Below are 15,331 nucleotides of genomic sequence, written 5' to 3'. Positions count from 1 at the left end.
GCCTTCCTTCTGTCAGAGGGTCGCGGTGTCGAACATCAGCAGCTCGACGCCGCCATCGGCGAAATTGCCGAGGTCGGCCGCTGCTGCCTGACCTTCCGGGGTGGCAAGACCCGCCTCGATGTCGGCCAGCGAGCCGAAGCTCAGCGTCGCCACGAGATGATAGTCCGTCGCTCCGGCCGGTCCTGCCACGGTTCCGTCGCTGATGTCGTAATGGGAAAGGCCCGGGATTTTCTTCGCCAGCGGCGCGTGGGTCCGCAGGTAATAGGCGTCGAATGCTGCCGGATCCTTCGGGTGCTTGTAGAGCACGATGAGCTTTGCCAAGACGTTAGTCCTCCCATGGCGCCGGTGCCCTGACGCGGCGCGATCATGGCTCGAACGCGACAGGCCGGCAATCCGGCCGACGTCATGGTCGCGGTTTCAGCCCGTTGAGCACCAGCGTCAGGACAGCCTGCGCCGTTTGCTCGCGAAAGCCGGGCCGGTCGACCTGGCTCCCGATGATCGCCCGTATTTGTACGTCGAAATCTGCGTAGTGCTGGGTGGTTGCCCAGATCATGAAGATCAGGTGATGCGGGTCCACCGGTGCCAGCCGGCCGGCGCTGACCCAGTCGCGGATGATTCCGGCCTTTTCGTCGACCAGCCGCTTGAGCCGCGTCCTGAGGAAGTCCCCCACCACCGGCGCGCCCGAGAGGATCTCGTTGGCGAAGAGGCGCGAGGCGGCCGGCTTTTCCGCCGACATGGCGAGTTTTGCGGTGATGTAGCGACGCAGTTCCTCGACCGGGTCGCCATCCGGGCTGATCGCGGCCAAAGGGGCGAGCCAGTCGGCAAGCGTCGCTTCGAGAACGGCGCGATAGATGTCCTGCTTGCGCCGGAAGTAATACAGGAGATTCGGCTTCGACATCGCGGCGCGGGCGGCGATCTGGTCCACCGTCGAGCCCCGAAAGCCGTGGATCGAGAACACCTCAAGCGCCGCATAGAGGATGATCTCGCGATTGATCGACTGGATCCGTGTCGACTGGCCTTCCTTCGGGCGGCCATTCGTGCCGCCCTTCATCGGGTCGACGGCCAGTTCGACTTTCAGGTCCACGACCATCCTCCCGAGGCTGCCCGATCTGCTTGCACTGCGAGAGACTGCGCAGATACAGGGCGTGGCGCTTGACCGGTTCCTGGTGAACTTCTAGCCTCCCTTTTGACCATTTAGTCAAGATTTACGGGCGCTCCGGATAGGGGCAGCCCCACCAAGGCGGCAGCAGATGAACGAGCACGCGGCGATCGCGCCCAACAACCTCGAAGCCTTCTGGATGCCGTTCTCGGCCAACCGGCAGTTCAAGCAGGCGCCGCGCATGTTCGTGGCGGCGAAGGACATGCATTACACCACCGCCGAGGGGCGGCAGGTCATGGACGGGACGGCGGGCCTTTGGTGCGTCAATGCCGGCCATTGCCGGCCGCTCATCGTCGAGGCGATCCAGCGCCAGGCGGCCGAACTCGACTACGCGCCGGCCTTCCAGATGGGGCATCCGAAGGCCTTCGAGCTCGCGTCGCGGCTCGCCACGATCGCGCCGGCCGGGCTCGACCACGTGTTCTTCACCAATTCCGGCTCGGAATCAGTCGACACGGCGCTGAAGATCGCGCTCGCCTATCATCGCGCCAAAGGCGACGGCTCCCGCTTCCGCCTGATCGGGCGCGAGCGCGGCTATCACGGCGTCAACTTCGGCGGCATATCGGTCGGCGGCATCGTCGGGAACCGCAAGATGTTCGGCACGCTGCTGACCGGCGTTGACCACATGCGCCATACGCACGATGCCGAGCGCAACGGCTTCTCGCGCGGCGAGGCCGAATACGGCGCGGAGCTTGCCGACGATCTGGCGCGGATCGCGGCGCTGCACGATCCCTCTACCATCGCCGCGGTCATCGTCGAGCCGGTGGCCGGCTCCACCGGCGTGTTGCCGCCGCCGAAAGGCTATCTCAAGCGCCTGCGCGAGATCTGCGACCAGCACGGAATCCTGCTGATCTTCGACGAGGTGATCACCGGCTACGGACGCATGGGCACGGCCTTCGCTGCCGATTATTTCGGCGTCACGCCCGACATCATGGTCACCGCCAAGGGCCTGACCAACGGCGTCATCCCGATGGGCGCGGTCTACGTGAAGGACGAGATCTACGAAGCCTTCATGGGCGGTGCGGAACACCTGATCGAGTTCGCCCACGGCTACACCTATTCCGGCAATCCGATCGCCGCAGCCGCCGGGCTCGCGACGCTCGAGACCTACAAGGAGGACGGCCTGTTCGAGCGGGCGAAGGCGCTGGAGCCGGTGTGGGCCGAGGCGATCCACTCGCTGAAGGGCGAGCCGCACGTCATCGACATCCGCACCATCGGGCTGATCGGCGCCATTGAGCTCGAGCCCATCGCCGGCGAGCCGACCAAGCGGGCTTTCGCGGCCTTCCTCAAGGCCTACGAGGCGGGGCTCCTGATCCGCACCACCGGTGACATCATCGCGCTGTCGCCGCCGTTGATCATCAGCGAGGACCAGATCGGCGAGATCGTCGAGACCTTGCGGACCATTCTGAAGATCCTCGACTGATCCGCGTTATCGACCGCCAGCAGCAAAGAGTGAACTCATGAGCCTTGCCACCAATCTCCAGATCGACGGCGATCGCCTCTGGGACACGCTGATGGAGATGGCGAAGATCGGACCGGGGATTGCCGGCGGCAACAACCGCCAGACGCTGACCGACGCGGACGGCGAGGGACGGCGGCTGTTCCAGTCCTGGTGCGAGGCGGCCGGCCTGACGATGGGCGTCGACACGATGGGCGACATGTTCGCCCGGCGCGAGGGCACCGACCCGGACGCGCTGCCGGTCTATGTCGGCAGCCATCTCGACACGCAGCCGACCGGCGGCAAATATGACGGCGTGCTCGGCGTACTGGCCGGGCTGGAGATCATCCGGTCGCTCAACGATCTCGGGGTGAAGACCAGGCATCCCATCGTCGTCGTGAACTGGACCAACGAAGAAGGCTCGCGCTTTGCGCCCGCCATGCTCGCCTCCGGCGTCTTCGCCGGCATGCACGACGAGGCCTGGGCCAAGGAGCGCAAGGACGCCGGCGGCAAGAGCTTCGGCGAGGAGCTGAGGCGCATTAGCTGGGAAGGCGACGAGCCGGTCGGTCAACGCAAGATGAAGGCCTTCTTCGAGCTGCATATCGAGCAGGGACCGATCCTCGAGGACGAGGGTATCGACATCGGCGTCGTCACCCACGGCCAGGGCCTCTACTGGCTCGAGGTGACGCTGACCGGCAAGGAGAGCCACACCGGCTCGACGCCGATGTACAAGCGCCGCAACGCCGGGCTCGGCATGGCGCGGGTGATCGAACTCGTCCACGAGGTGGCGATGTACTACCAGCCGGACGCCGTCGGCGCGGTTGGGCATATGGATGCCTATCCGAACTCCCGCAACATCATTGCCGGTCGAACCACCTTCACCATCGACATCCGCTCGCCCTCCAAGGAAACGCTTGATGCCATGCGCGAGCAGATCGAGGACGGGATCGACTTGATCGCCGAAGCGCTCGACATCGATGTCTCGATCGACGAGGTGGGGCATTTCGATCCGGTGACCTTCGACGCCGGATGCGTCAAGGCGGTGCGCGACGCGGCCGAGGCGCTCGGCTATTCGCATCGCGACATCGTCTCGGGCGCCGGCCACGACGCCTGCTGGATCAATCGCGTCGCGCCGACCGCAATGGTCATGTGTCCCTGCGTCGACGGCCTCAGCCACAACGAGGCCGAGGAGATCACCACGGAATGGGCCGCCGCCGGCGCCAACGTGCTGATGCGCGCGGTGGTGGAGACGGCGGGGATCGTGGAGTAGGATCGGGCGTCGCACAGGCGGAGGTGCCAGGATGGGAAGGCCGAAGGAGTTATCGGACGAAGAGCGGTCGGCGCTTCTGGCGAAGGGTTGGCGACCGATGGAGGTGTGGGTCATTGATCGGGACAATGAAGCCTATCGGGCGGAAGTCGGACGTGAGCTGGATGCCACCACCGAGGCGGACCGCAACGACCCCGACATCGATGCATGGGTCGTCGGTGTTCGCGGCAATCTCTGGGATGATGATGAGCCTTGAAGCGCGGCGACATCTTCACGGTCTCGACGCGGGGATTGGCTGCAAAGCCGCGTCCGGCGATCATTCTGATGGCTGACGAGTTTCTGCGATCGGATCGTCCGATCATCGTGTGTCCCTTGACGAGCGAGGTCGTTGACGCGCGGCTCGGCCGCATACGGATAGAGCCGTCGGCCGAGAACGGGCTGCATGTCATCTCGGAAGCGATGCTCGAGCGTCTCGGAGCGGCGCTTCCAAGTGAGTTGGGACGTCGTATCGGTCAGCTGAGCAGGGATGATCTGGATCGCCTCAATATCGCGGTGATCAATATCCTGGGCTTGGCGCCGGCCGCCGCCATCGTATCAGCGATAGGGAAATTTTCATGACCACAGTCATCAAGGGCGGCACGGTCGTCACGGCCGATCTCACCTACAAGGCCGACATCCTGATCGATGGCGAGACAATCGCCGCGATCGGGCCGGACCTTGAAGGCGATACGGTCATCGACGCCTCCGGCGCCTATGTGATGCCGGGCGGTATCGATCCGCACACCCACATGGAGATGCCCTTCATGGGCACCTATGCGGCGGAGGATTTCGACACCGGCACGGCGGCGGCGCTGTCGGGCGGCACGACGATGGCGGTGGATTTCTGCCTGCCGAGCCCGGGCCAGGGCCTGATCGACGCGCTGCAGCAATGGTACCAGAAGGCCGGCAAGGCCCGCACCGACTACTCGTTCCACATGGCGATCACCTGGTGGGACAGACAGGTGTTCGACGAGATGCCCAAGGTGGTCGAGCAGGGCATCAACACCTTCAAGCATTTCATGGCCTACAAGGGCGCGCTGATGGTCAACGACGACGAGATGTTCGCGTCGTTCCAGCGTTGCGCCGAACTCGGCGCCATGCCGCTCGTCCATGCCGAGAATGGCGACGTCGTCGCCTCGCTTCAGCAGAGGCTGATGGCCGAAGGCAACAACGGCCCGGAGGCGCATGCCTTCTCGCGGCCACCCGAGGTCGAGGGCGAGGCGGTCAACCGTGCCATCATGATCGCCGACCAGGCCGGCGTGCCGCTCTATGTCGTCCACGTCTCCTGCGAGCAGGCGCACGAGGCGATCCGCCGGGCCCGGGCGAACGGCATGCGGGTCTATGGCGAGCCGCTGGTCCAGCATCTGGTGCTCGACGAGGGCGAATATTTCAACGCCGACTGGGACTATGCGGCGCGGCGCGTCATGTCGCCGCCCTTCCGCAACAAGAAGCACCAGGATTCGCTGTGGGCGGGGCTCGCCTCCGGCTCGCTGCAGGTGGTGGCAACCGACCATTGCGCCTTCACCACCGAGCAGAAGCGCATGGGGCTCGGCGACTTCACCAAGATCCCCAACGGCACCGGCGGGCTGGAGGATAGGCTTCCGGTGCTGTGGACGAGGGGCGTCGCCACCGGCCGGCTGACGATGAACGAGTTCGTCGCGGTGACCTCGACCAACATCGCCAAGATCCTCAACATCTACCCGAAGAAGGGCGCGATCCTGCCGGGCGCCGACGCCGACCTGATCGTCTGGGATCCGACGGCGACGAAGACGATCGCCGCCAGCCGGCAGAAGTCGATCATCGACTACAACGTCTTCGAGGGCGTCGAGGTCACCGGCCTGCCGACGATCACCCTGTCGCGCGGCCGCATCGCCTGGCAGGACGGCGAAGTCCTTGCCGAACGCGGCGACGGCCGCTTCGTCGAGCGGCCCGCCGGCGCCCCGGTCAACAGGGCGCTGTCGACCTGGAAGGAGCTCACCGCGCCGCGGCGGGTGGAGCGGTCGGGCATTCCGGCGAGCGGAGTATGATGAATCTTCAATTATGATGCGCGAATTCGAATTGTTCGGCTTTCCTGATCCCATTCGTACTCAATGCCTGTCGCAAGGCCTTGGTCAATAAGATGGCCCTCAAATGTCTGGTCGAAGCCGCCGTCAAGCCAATGCACAAACAACGTTTCAGCCAATTTATCAGCATCGCGACCGACGAACGTGAAAGTGACACTTCGCATTACATCCGTTTTTTTTTTGCATAGCGGTGATCCTTTCAAAAGGTTGCCATCGATAAATATTCAAAAATAACGGACAGAAATGCAAGAGGGTTGCTTTAAGGGCAATTAGCCCGATTGAATTCTGCTGGAGAAATTGCGTAGGAGAGCCGGCCGAGCTTTTTCCAGTGCCCGGCCGGCGCTATCTCCGTCACAAAGGCGGCAGGCGTCTTACTTGGCGGCCAGCATTTCCGAGACGTCGAGCAGGACGAACTCGTTGTCGGCCGCCTTGTCGAGCGTGCGGCCCGACGAGAACGGCAGGTTGTTGTCCATCGCCACCATGATCTCGGTGTCCGACACGGCCATGACGTTCTCGATGGTGAAGAACGGGAAGGTCATGACGCCTTCGAGGTCGCGCTTGGACGCCGTCTCGATGCGGCTCTTGCCGTCCGGATCGGCGATGTCCATCAGGTCGATGTGGCCGATCCGGCGCACGAAGCCGTCTTCATCGACCGAGGCTGTGTCGATGAGGACGATGCGCTTCAGCATGGCCGGGCTCGGGAAGCAGTCGGGCTGCGCCTCGCCTTCGCATTTCAGCGACGGGTCGCCCTCGCCATTGTCGCGCTCGATCACCAGCGCCCGCGTCTCGTCGATGAAGTTGAAGTCGCCGATCGCCGTCGCGCCCTCGGCGAGCGCGAGCTTGAAGCCTTCGCCGGTCCATTCGCCCTTGGCGGGATCGAAGGCGAGCACCTGCAGGTGGTTGCCGACGGGCGCGCCGTCCTCGCCGAGCAGCGGCTTCTCCAGCATCGCCCAGAGCAGGTTGGTGCCGGGCTGCAGGGCCATGCCCTCGTAGCCGCCCGAGCGCGGAACACGCCAGTCGGTGCCGGCCTTCGACATGCCGCTCATCTGCGGGTGGTCGACGCTCTTCAGCGGAGCGCCGTCCATCATGGTCTGGTGGACGGAGATGATTTTTCCGCCCGTCGTCGCGCGGATGAGATAAGGGCCGAACTCCTCGCCGATCCAGATGTCGCCGTTGACGAGCTGGATGCTCTCGGGATCGAAGTCGGCGCCGGTCAGGTAACGCTGCTCGGTGCCCTCATAGGCGATGCGGAAGGGGATCTTCTTGTCCGGATCGGAGAGGAAGATCGTCTCGTTGACCGCCACCGAGCCGGCCTCGAAGTCCGGCGTGACGCGATGGAAGAAGAGCAGCGCGTCCGGGCTGTTGGCTTTCGTTCCGAAGCCGTTGTCTGTCAGGACGTAGGTCGAGCCGTCCTCGGCGCGCTCCATGGCGAAGCCGGAGAAACCCTGGATCGGCTGGCCTTCGAACGGCACCGACAGGCCCGTCGTGCGCTTGCCGTGCTGGGCGCCGGTGTCGCCGGGCACGGTGCCGATGGCGTCGACGCGGCTGCCGGTGGTGAACTTGCCGGAGATCCGGGCGTCTTCCGGCGCATCGGCGGGCGCATCGATGAAGGTCGCGGCGGGCAGGAAGGCGTGTCCGACGAGATTGGCCGGGAAGACCGTCTCGGCCTGCGCGCTGCCGAGGCAGACGGCGAGCGCGATCGCCGAGACGGAAAGGGTGTTTCTGATCATGGTCGTGGCTCCAGGCGGAGATAAGTTGCGCGCCAGAGCTAGGACCGTTCCTTGAAGCGCCGGTGACGATTTTGCGGCGCTTGCGTGACAAACGCGGTCACGGTGCAGACGCCGCGCCACCCGGCGATCACCCGGGCACAAGCGCTTCCAGATCGGGCCGCAGCACGACACTTTCCTGCTCGTGCGGATCGGTGCGGGCGATGACGGCCACGCAGGGCTCGGAGCCGGCATTGTAAGGCAGATGCGGCACTCCGGCGGGAATGTAGAAGAGCGCGCCCGCCGCGACCGTCTCGTGATGCTCGAGCCGCTCGCCCCAGTACGTGCCGGAGACGCCGCTGACGACGAAGATCGCGGTCTCGTGGTTCTCGTGGAGGTGGGCCTTCGCCCGGCCTCCCGGCGGGATCGTCAGGAGATGCATGCAGATTCCGGAGGCACCGACGGTTTCCCGTGCAATTCCCTCGAAATAGCTGAAGCCCTGCTTGCCGTCATAGGTCGAAACCGGCCTTATGATCCGGCATTGCGGACGGTCGGATGAGGGGGGCGAGGATGCGATCATCGGAAAGTCTCCTTGCGTCGACGCAGGAAACGCCAACCGGGGCGCTGCGGCAAGACGGCGACGCCGTCCATGCGGCGTCAGGGAGCGGGCCGGTCATCGAGGCCCGCGGCCTCGACCTCGTCTTCCAGACTGGCGATTCGCCGGTGCACGCGCTGAAGGATATCGACCTCGACATCTTCAAGGGCGAGTTCGTCTCGCTGATCGGCCCGTCCGGCTGCGGCAAGACCACGCTGCTGCGCGTCATCGCCGATCTCGAACAGCCGACCGGCGGCAGCCTCAGCGTCAACGGCATGACGCCGGACGCGGCGCGGCAGGCGCGGGCCTATGGCTACGTCTTCCAGGCCGCGGCGCTCTATCCCTGGCGTACGATCGAGAAGAATGTCGCGCTGCCGCTGGAGATCATGGGCTTCGACCGCGCCCGGCGGAAGCAGCTCGTTGATGCCAATCTCGACCTCGTCGGCCTCGCCGGCTTCGGGCGCAAGTTTCCCTGGCAGCTGTCGGGCGGCATGCAGCAGCGCGCCTCGATCGCCCGGGCGCTGTGCTTCGACCCCGATCTCCTGCTGATGGACGAGCCGTTCGGCGCGCTCGACGAGATCGTCCGCGACCATCTCAACGCGGAACTGCTGAAGCTCTGGGCGAAGACGCGGAAGACCGTCGTCTTCGTCACCCATTCGATCCCCGAGGCGGTGTTCCTGTCGACCCGCATCGTCGTGATGAGCCCGAGGCCCGGCCGCATCCACGAGATCATCGACTGCGACCTCGGCCCCGACCGGCCGCTGGAAATCCGCGAAACCCCGGAATTCCTCGCCATCGCGCACCGTGTCCGCGAGGGCCTGCGGGCAGGGCACGGGTATGATTGAGGTGGAGGGGCAACCATTGCCGGCTAGCCCTTCTCCCGATCCGGGAGAAGGTGCCCCGGAGGGGCGGATGAGGGCGTTTGGCAAGCCGCCCGCCTATGTGGCCGCGCGATCGAGCTGCGCATGACCGCCCCGTCCACCTCCATCGCCGAGCCGGGCGCTGCGATCGGCTATGCCGCGCCGCTGACGCGTCTTCGCCGCCGCATGGCCGAAGGCCATGCGCTGCCGGTGCTGACCGTCCTCTTCGTCATCCTCGTCCTCTGGTATCTCGCCGCGATCGGGATGAACTGGGCGACCGAGACGGTGAAGCTCGAGCGGGCCGGCGAGCCCTATGGCATCACCGGCACAATCGCCGCCACATGGTCGGCCGAGCGGCCGGTGCTGCCGGCGCCGCACCAGATCGCCGTCGAGCTGTGGACATCCACCGTGGACGTGAAGCCGAGCTCGCCGCGCTCGCTGCTCTACCATTCCTGGGTGACGCTCTCCTCGACGCTGCTCGGCTTCCTGATCGGCACGGTGCTCGGTGTTCTGCTCGCCGTCGGCATCATCCATTCGCGCACGCTCGACAAGAGCCTGATGCCCTGGCTCGTCGCGTCGCAGACCATCCCGATCCTCGCCATCGCGCCGATGGTCATCGTCGTTCTCAATTCCGTCGGCGTCACCGGGCTGCTGCCGAAGGCGTTCATCTCCACCTACCTGTCGTTCTTCCCGGTGGCGGTGGGCATGGTGAAGGGCCTGCGCTCGCCGGACGTGATGCTGCTCGACCTGATGCATACCTATTCGGCCAAACGCACGCAGACGCTGGCGAAGCTGCGCTGGCCGGCCTCGACGCCGTTCCTCTTCGCCTCGATGAAGGTTGCCGTCGCTGCCGCGCTGGTCGGGGCGATCGTCGGCGAGCTGCCGACCGGCGCCGTCGCAGGGCTCGGGGCGCGGCTTCTCGCCGGCTCCTATTATGGCCAGACCATCCAGATCTGGTCGGCGCTGTTCGCCGCCGCGATCATGGCGGGGTGCCTCGTCTGGCTGGTCGGGCTCGGCGAGCGCATCGTGCTGCGGCGCATGGGAACGCGATCATGAGCGCCGCAGGCGTCACCGCATCGCGGCCGGCGGCGATCGCCCTCAATGCCGCGCTGGCGGGGGCGGCGGGGCTCTACGCGCTGTCGCTACTGGACGGCGGCAGCGGCCGGCTGCTGCTCGCCGTCGCGCTCGGCTTCTGGCTGCTGGCCTGGCGGCTGACCGCGAGTCTGGCGGCGCTGGAGCCCAAGGGCAGGGCTGCCCGCGCCCTCATCACCATCGCGCTGCCGGCGCTGTTCGGGCTGACGCTATTGCTGCTGTGGGAGCTTCTTGTGCGCGGCCTCGACGTGCCCAGCGTGCTGCTGCCGCCCCCTTCGGCGATCGGCGCGCAGATCGCCGGATCGCTGTCGATCCTCTGGGCGGATTTCCGCCAGACCTTCCTGAAGGCGGTGATCGCCGGCTATGTCCTCGGCTGTGGCGCCGGTTTCGTCGTGGCCGTGCTGGTCGACCGCTCGCCGTTCCTGAAGCGGGGTCTGCTGCCGATCGGCAATCTCGTCTCGGCGCTGCCGATCATCGGCGTCGCGCCGATCATGGTGATGTGGTTCGGCTTCGACTGGCAGTCCAAGGCCGCCGTCGTGGTGGTGATGACCTTCTTCCCGATGCTGGTGAACACCGTCGCCGGGCTGCAGGCAGCCGGGACGATGGAGCGCGACCTGATGCGCACCTATGCGGCAAGCCCCACGCAGAGCCTTCTCAAGCTTCGCCTGCCGGCGGCCTTGCCCTTCATCTTCAATGCGCTGAAGATCAACACGACACTGGCGCTCATCGGTGCCATCGTCGCCGAGTTCTTCGGCACGCCGATCGTCGGCATGGGGTTCCGCATCTCGGCCGAGATCGGCCGCATGAACACCCCGATGGTGTGGGCCGAGATCACCGTCGCGGCGCTGGCCGGCTCGCTCAGCTACGGCCTCGTGGCGACGGTCGAGCGGTGGTCGACTTTCTGGCATCCCTCCTATCGCAAGGGATAGGCGGCAAACTCAATGCAGCAAAGGAGAAGGCGTATGAAGAGACTTCTGGCAGGCGCGACGATCGCGCTCGCGTCCATGGCCACCGGGGCGCTGGCGCAGGATGCTGTGACGCTGCAGCTGAAATGGGTCACGCAGGCGCAGTTCGCCGGCTACTACGTCGCCCAGGAGAAGGGCTTCTACGAGGAAGCCGGCCTCGACGTCACGATCAAGCCGGGCGGCCCCGACATCGCGCCGGTGCAGGTGCTCGCCGGCGGCGGCGCCGACGTGGTGGTCGACTGGATGCCCTCGGCGCTCGCCGCGCGCGAGAAGGGCGTGGCGCTGGTCAACATCGCCCAGCCCTTCGCCCGTTCCGGCATGATGCTGACCTGCCGCAAGGAGACCGGCATCGAGAGCCCGGAGAACTTTGCCGGCAAGACGCTGGGCGTCTGGTTCTCCGGCAACGAATATCCGTTCCTCTCCTGGATGTCGAAGCTCGGCCTGCCGACAGTGGGCGGCCCGAGCGGCGTCACCGTTATCAAGCAGGGCTTCAACGTCGATCCGCTGATCCAGAAGCAGGCCGACTGCATCTCCACCATGACCTACAACGAATACGGCCAGGTGCTCGACGCCGGCATTCCGGCCGAGGAGCTGGTGGTGTTCAACTACACCGACCAAGGCGTCGCGACGCTGGAAGACGGGCTCTACGTCCTCGAGGAGGACCTTCAGGATCCGGCGACCGTCGACAAATACGCCCGCTTCGTGAAGGCCTCGATGCGGGGCTGGGAATACGCCGCCGAGAACCCGGACGAGGCGGCCGAGATCGTCATCGACAACGACATGACCGGTGCCCAGACGCTGGCGCACCAGCAGTTCATGATGGGCGAGATCGCCAAGCTGCTCGGCGATGATGCCGCGCTCGACACGGCAGCTGCCGAGAACACCGTTGCCGTGCTGATGGGCGGCGGCTCCGACCCGGTGATCACCCAGGAACCCGAGGGTGCCTGGACCAGCGTGGTGACCGACAAGGCCGCCGAGCTGGAATAGGCTCAGGCCGCATGAAGACAGAAGGCCGGGGAACTTCCCCGGCCCTTTTCTTGCGCCCTCAGTAGCCCCAGACGTCGCGGGCGACGGAGACGCAGCGGTCGAGCTTGCGCCACTGGTCGTCCTCGGTCAGATCGTTGCCGTGGGCGGTGGAGGAAAAGCCGCACTGGTGCGAGAGCGCGCACTGGTCGAGATCGACGAACTGCGCCGCCTCGTCGATGCGCCGCTTGACGGCATCGCCGGTCTCCACCGTAGCGGATTTCGACGACATCAGTCCGAGCACCACGGTCTTGCCCTTCGGCATGTGCCGGAGCGGCGCGAAATCGCCGGAGCGCTCGTCGTCATATTCGAGGAAGAAGCCGTCGATCGCCATCTCGTTGAACAGGATCTCGGCGACGGGCTCGTAGCCGCCCTTCGCCACCCAGGCGCTCTTGAAGTTGCCGCGGCAGAGATGAACCGAGACGACCATGTCGTCGGGACGGTCGCGTATCGCATCGTTGACCATCCGGCAGTAGAGCCGGGTCAGTTCGTCCGGGTCGTCGCCGCGCTTGGCGGTGCGCTCGCGGATCTCGGGGTCGCAGAGATAGGCGAGATTGGTATCGTCCATCTGCAAATAGCGGCAGCCCCGCTCGGCGAGGTCGGCGATCTCGGCGCGGTAGGCGGCGGCCAGATCCTCGTAGAACGGCTCGAGATCGGGATAGGCCGAGCGCGAGACGGCGTCCCGCCCGCCGCGGAAATGCAGCATCGACGGGGCCGGGATCGTCACCTTCGGCGTGCGCGTGACCACCGACTTCAGGAAATCGAAATCCGCGCCCTGGATCGGCCTGGCATATCCGATCGTCTCGTTGACGTGCATCGTCGGCGGGGCAAAGCCCACTTCCGTCCCGTCGTCCTTGCGGAAATGCGCCTTGAACTCGCCATAGGTCACATCGACCCCGTCCAGCTGTTCGAGGAAGTCGACATGGAAGAACGTCCGGCGGAACTCGCCGTCGGTGATGCCCTGCAGGCCGACCGATTCCTGCCGGCGCACCAGCTCGGTAATGCATTCGTCCTCGATCTCGCGAAGGATTTCGGCATCGAGCTTGCCGTCGGCGTATTGCGCTCGGGCCTTCTGCAGCCGCTCGGGACGCAGGAAGCTGCCGACATGGTCGGCCTTGAAGGGGGGTCTGGTCATGATGGTCCTGTGCGGTCGTCTGCCGGGAAGGCGGTCGCCATGCGCGTCACGGCGGCCGGCCCCGGCGACGCATATAAAGATCGGCCGGGGTCTTTCCACCGGCGCCCGGTGTGCGATCATGCGGCACGAGAGCCCTGGGATGGGAAAATCACGGGCGCGCAAGGGAAGCCTTGGCATCCTCACGCGCCGTCAGGACGTCGGCGGTGCGTGGCCGGGCAAGCCGGGAGGGCTTCCCGAAACAGCGTTCCGCAATAATGTCGTCCGCGACAGGCCGGAAGGCCGTATCTGGGAGGATATCATGCTCAAGACACTGATCAGACTGCCGCTCGCCACGGCGCTGCTCGCCGTCGTGGCCGGCGGTTCGCTGGCTCAGGAAGTGACGCTGCGCGTCCACCAGTTCCTGCCGGCGCAGGCGACGATTCCCGCCAACGTGCTGGTTCCCTGGGCGGAGAAGATCACGGCGGAATCGGAGGGGCGGATCGCCGTCGAGTTCTACCCCTCGATGCAGTTGGGTGGCACGCCGCCCGATCTCTTCGACCAGGCCCGGGACGGAGTGGCGGACGTCGTCTGGACGGTGCTCGGCTACACGCCCGGGCGCTTCCCGAAAACCGAGACCTTCGAGCTGCCGTTCATCATGACCGACGCGGTCTCGACCTCGAAGGCCTTCCAGGAGTTCGTCGAGACAAACGCCGCCGACGAGTTCGACGCGGTGCATCTCCTTGCCGTTCACACGCACGGGCCGGGCCTGTTCCACACCAAGGCGCCGATCGGCGAACTGGAGGACCTTTCCGGCATGAAAATCCGCGGCGGCTCGCGGATCATCAACGACCTCCTGACCAAGCTCGGCGCGACGCCGGTCGGCATGCCGGTGCCGGCCGTACCGGAATCGCTGTCGAAGGGCGTGATCGACGGGGCGACGGTGCCGTGGGAGGTGACGACGCCGCTGCGCATCGCCGAGCTCGTCCGCCATCATACGGGTTTCACCGGCGAGAACGGCCTCTACACCCAGACCTTCGCCATCATCATGAACGCCGACACCTATGACGGGCTGCCGGAGGGCCTGAAGGCCGTCATCGACGCGAACTCGGGCATGCCCCTCGCCACGATGGCCGGCGAGGCGATGGAAGCGGCAGACGCGGACGGCCGGCAAAAGGCGCTCGATCTCACCAACGAGGTCGTCGCCCTCGATGAGGCGGAGACCGCGCGCTTCAAGGACGCTTCCGCGCTGGTGATCGAGGAGTGGGTGGCCGGCGGAGAAGGCCGTCAGGCACTGCTCGACAGCGCGACGGCGCTGATCGCCAAATATTCCGGCGAGCGAGCCGAAACGCCCGGCGAGGGCGCCGAAAAGGCAGCCAATTGAGCCTTTCGGGGCGCTTGCGCCGCCACGATCGCGCGGCGGCGGGGCGGCCGTCGCGCCCGACCCTGCCGCGATGAGGGAGACGTTTCGCCCCGAAACCGGGCCCGAGGCCGGCACGCTCGGCGCCGCGGTGGAGCACGGCGCCCGCTGGCTCGCCTATGCCAGCGGGGCCTGTCTGTTCTTTATCGTCGTCCTCACCTGCGCCTCGATCATCGGCCGGGCGATGCTGACACTCGGTCTCGGCTTCGGCCCGGTTCCCGGCGACTTCGAGCTTGTGGAGATCGCCGCGGGTGTCGGGGTATTCCTGTTCCTGCCGCTCTGCCAGCTGAAGCGCGGCCACGTGACGGTCGACATCCTGTCCGGCTGGTTCGGCAGGTGGGGTGTCGCGGTCAGCGACCTGATCGGCAACCTGTTGATGTCGATCGCCGCGGGCGTGATCCTCTGGCGCCTGATCGCCGGACTGCAGGACAAGCTCGGAACCGGCGAGGAGAGCTTCATCCTCGGCATTCCAGTATGGTCCGGTTACGCGCTGTCGCTGGTCGGGGCGGTCAGCTTCCTCCTCGTCTGCCTCTACACGTTGTACCGGTCGTGGGCGGAGACGACGTCCGCCGCGCCCGGCCAGGCCTGAGGCACAT

16 protein-coding genes are annotated in these 15,331 nt (G+C 66.0%); 11 read left to right on the top strand and 5 right to left on the bottom strand.

Going from position 1 to position 15,331, the window contains the following annotated elements; all coding sequences use genetic code 11:
• Window positions 1-12: 12 nt before the first annotated feature.
• Together GTW51_RS03595 and GTW51_RS03590 are read right to left on the bottom strand one after the other, a co-directional pair.
• Complete coding sequence (locus GTW51_RS03595) at window positions 13-321, bottom strand: EthD family reductase (protein WP_163042478.1); 309 nt, start codon at window positions 319-321, stop codon at window positions 13-15.
• 82 nt (window positions 322-403) lie between these two features.
• Entirely contained in the window at window positions 404-1,051 is a 648-nt protein-coding gene (locus GTW51_RS03590; protein ID WP_163042680.1) for a TetR family transcriptional regulator C-terminal domain-containing protein, read from the bottom strand.
• Window positions 1,052-1,250: 199 nt separating this feature from the next.
• Between GTW51_RS03590 and aptA the strand changes: the two genes are divergently transcribed.
• From aptA to hydA, 5 genes are read left to right on the top strand one after another with little or no spacing between them, the layout of a single operon-like run.
• Window positions 1,251-2,579, top strand: coding sequence for an omega-aminotransferase AptA (gene aptA, locus GTW51_RS03585; protein ID WP_163042477.1), 1,329 nt, complete (start codon window positions 1,251-1,253; stop codon window positions 2,577-2,579).
• A 37-nt stretch (window positions 2,580-2,616) separates the two neighbouring features.
• Window positions 2,617-3,864: a Zn-dependent hydrolase gene (locus GTW51_RS03580; protein ID WP_163042476.1), complete on the top strand. Its 1,248-nt coding sequence runs from the start codon at window positions 2,617-2,619 to the stop codon at window positions 3,862-3,864.
• Between the two features lie 31 nt (window positions 3,865-3,895).
• Window positions 3,896-4,117, top strand: coding sequence for an antitoxin MazE-like protein (locus GTW51_RS03575; protein ID WP_163042475.1), 222 nt, complete (start codon window positions 3,896-3,898; stop codon window positions 4,115-4,117).
• Window positions 4,114-4,479, top strand: a complete 366-nt coding sequence (locus GTW51_RS03570; protein WP_163042474.1) for a type II toxin-antitoxin system PemK/MazF family toxin — start codon at window positions 4,114-4,116, stop codon at window positions 4,477-4,479. The genes GTW51_RS03575 and GTW51_RS03570 overlap by 4 nt, the downstream gene beginning before the upstream one ends.
• Entirely contained in the window at window positions 4,476-5,927 is a 1,452-nt protein-coding gene (hydA, locus tag GTW51_RS03565; RefSeq protein WP_163042473.1) for a dihydropyrimidinase, read from the top strand. Before GTW51_RS03570 ends, hydA begins: the two co-directional genes overlap by 4 nt.
• A 407-nt stretch (window positions 5,928-6,334) precedes the next feature.
• On the opposite strand, the gene GTW51_RS03560 is transcribed toward hydA, so the two are convergent.
• Together GTW51_RS03560 and GTW51_RS03555 are read right to left on the bottom strand one after the other, a co-directional pair.
• On the bottom strand, window positions 6,335-7,693 hold the full coding sequence (locus GTW51_RS03560) for an esterase-like activity of phytase family protein (protein ID WP_163042472.1): 1,359 nt from the start codon (window positions 7,691-7,693) through the stop codon (window positions 6,335-6,337).
• A gap of 127 nt (window positions 7,694-7,820) precedes the next feature.
• Window positions 7,821-8,249, bottom strand: a complete 429-nt coding sequence (locus GTW51_RS03555; protein ID WP_163042471.1) for a cupin domain-containing protein — start codon at window positions 8,247-8,249, stop codon at window positions 7,821-7,823.
• Here GTW51_RS03555 and GTW51_RS03550 point away from each other — a divergent pair.
• From GTW51_RS03550 to GTW51_RS03535, 4 genes are all read left to right on the top strand, one after another.
• On the top strand, window positions 8,240-9,109 hold the full coding sequence (locus GTW51_RS03550) for an ABC transporter ATP-binding protein (RefSeq protein ID WP_246232533.1): 870 nt from the start codon (window positions 8,240-8,242) through the stop codon (window positions 9,107-9,109). The genes GTW51_RS03555 and GTW51_RS03550 overlap by 10 nt on opposite strands.
• Window positions 9,110-9,229: 120 nt before the next feature.
• The gene (locus GTW51_RS03545) at window positions 9,230-10,180 is read left to right on the top strand and encodes an ABC transporter permease (protein ID WP_163042470.1); all 951 of its coding nucleotides are present in this window, start codon (window positions 9,230-9,232) and stop codon (window positions 10,178-10,180) included.
• A complete protein-coding gene (locus GTW51_RS03540; RefSeq protein WP_163042469.1) occupies window positions 10,177-11,145 on the top strand; it encodes an ABC transporter permease in 969 nt (322 codons plus the stop codon). Before GTW51_RS03545 ends, GTW51_RS03540 begins: the two co-directional genes overlap by 4 nt.
• Window positions 11,146-11,178: 33 nt before the next feature.
• Complete coding sequence (locus GTW51_RS03535) at window positions 11,179-12,168, top strand: ABC transporter substrate-binding protein (protein WP_163042468.1); 990 nt, start codon at window positions 11,179-11,181, stop codon at window positions 12,166-12,168.
• A 58-nt stretch (window positions 12,169-12,226) separates the two neighbouring features.
• On the opposite strand, the gene GTW51_RS03530 is transcribed toward GTW51_RS03535, so the two are convergent.
• Window positions 12,227-13,339 carry a 5-methyltetrahydropteroyltriglutamate--homocysteine S-methyltransferase gene (locus GTW51_RS03530; RefSeq protein ID WP_163042467.1) on the bottom strand — a complete coding sequence of 371 codons (1,113 nt, stop codon included), beginning with the start codon at window positions 13,337-13,339 and terminating at the stop codon, window positions 12,227-12,229.
• A 298-nt stretch (window positions 13,340-13,637) separates the two neighbouring features.
• Between GTW51_RS03530 and GTW51_RS03525 the strand changes: the two genes are divergently transcribed.
• Together GTW51_RS03525 and GTW51_RS03520 are read left to right on the top strand one after the other, a co-directional pair.
• Complete coding sequence (locus tag GTW51_RS03525; RefSeq protein ID WP_163042466.1) at window positions 13,638-14,699, top strand: TRAP transporter substrate-binding protein; 1,062 nt, start codon at window positions 13,638-13,640, stop codon at window positions 14,697-14,699.
• 70 nt (window positions 14,700-14,769) lie between these two features.
• Entirely contained in the window at window positions 14,770-15,324 is a 555-nt protein-coding gene (locus GTW51_RS03520; protein ID WP_163042465.1) for a TRAP transporter small permease, read from the top strand.
• The last annotated feature ends 7 nt before the right edge of the window (window positions 15,325-15,331 follow it).

Origin of the sequence: Aurantimonas aggregata (assembly GCF_010500835.1) — a bacterium.
Lineage (GTDB): Bacteria > Pseudomonadota > Alphaproteobacteria > Rhizobiales > Rhizobiaceae > Aurantimonas > Aurantimonas aggregata.
Note: the sequence above shows the minus strand (reverse complement) of the source record. Positions and strands in the feature narration are given on the sequence as shown.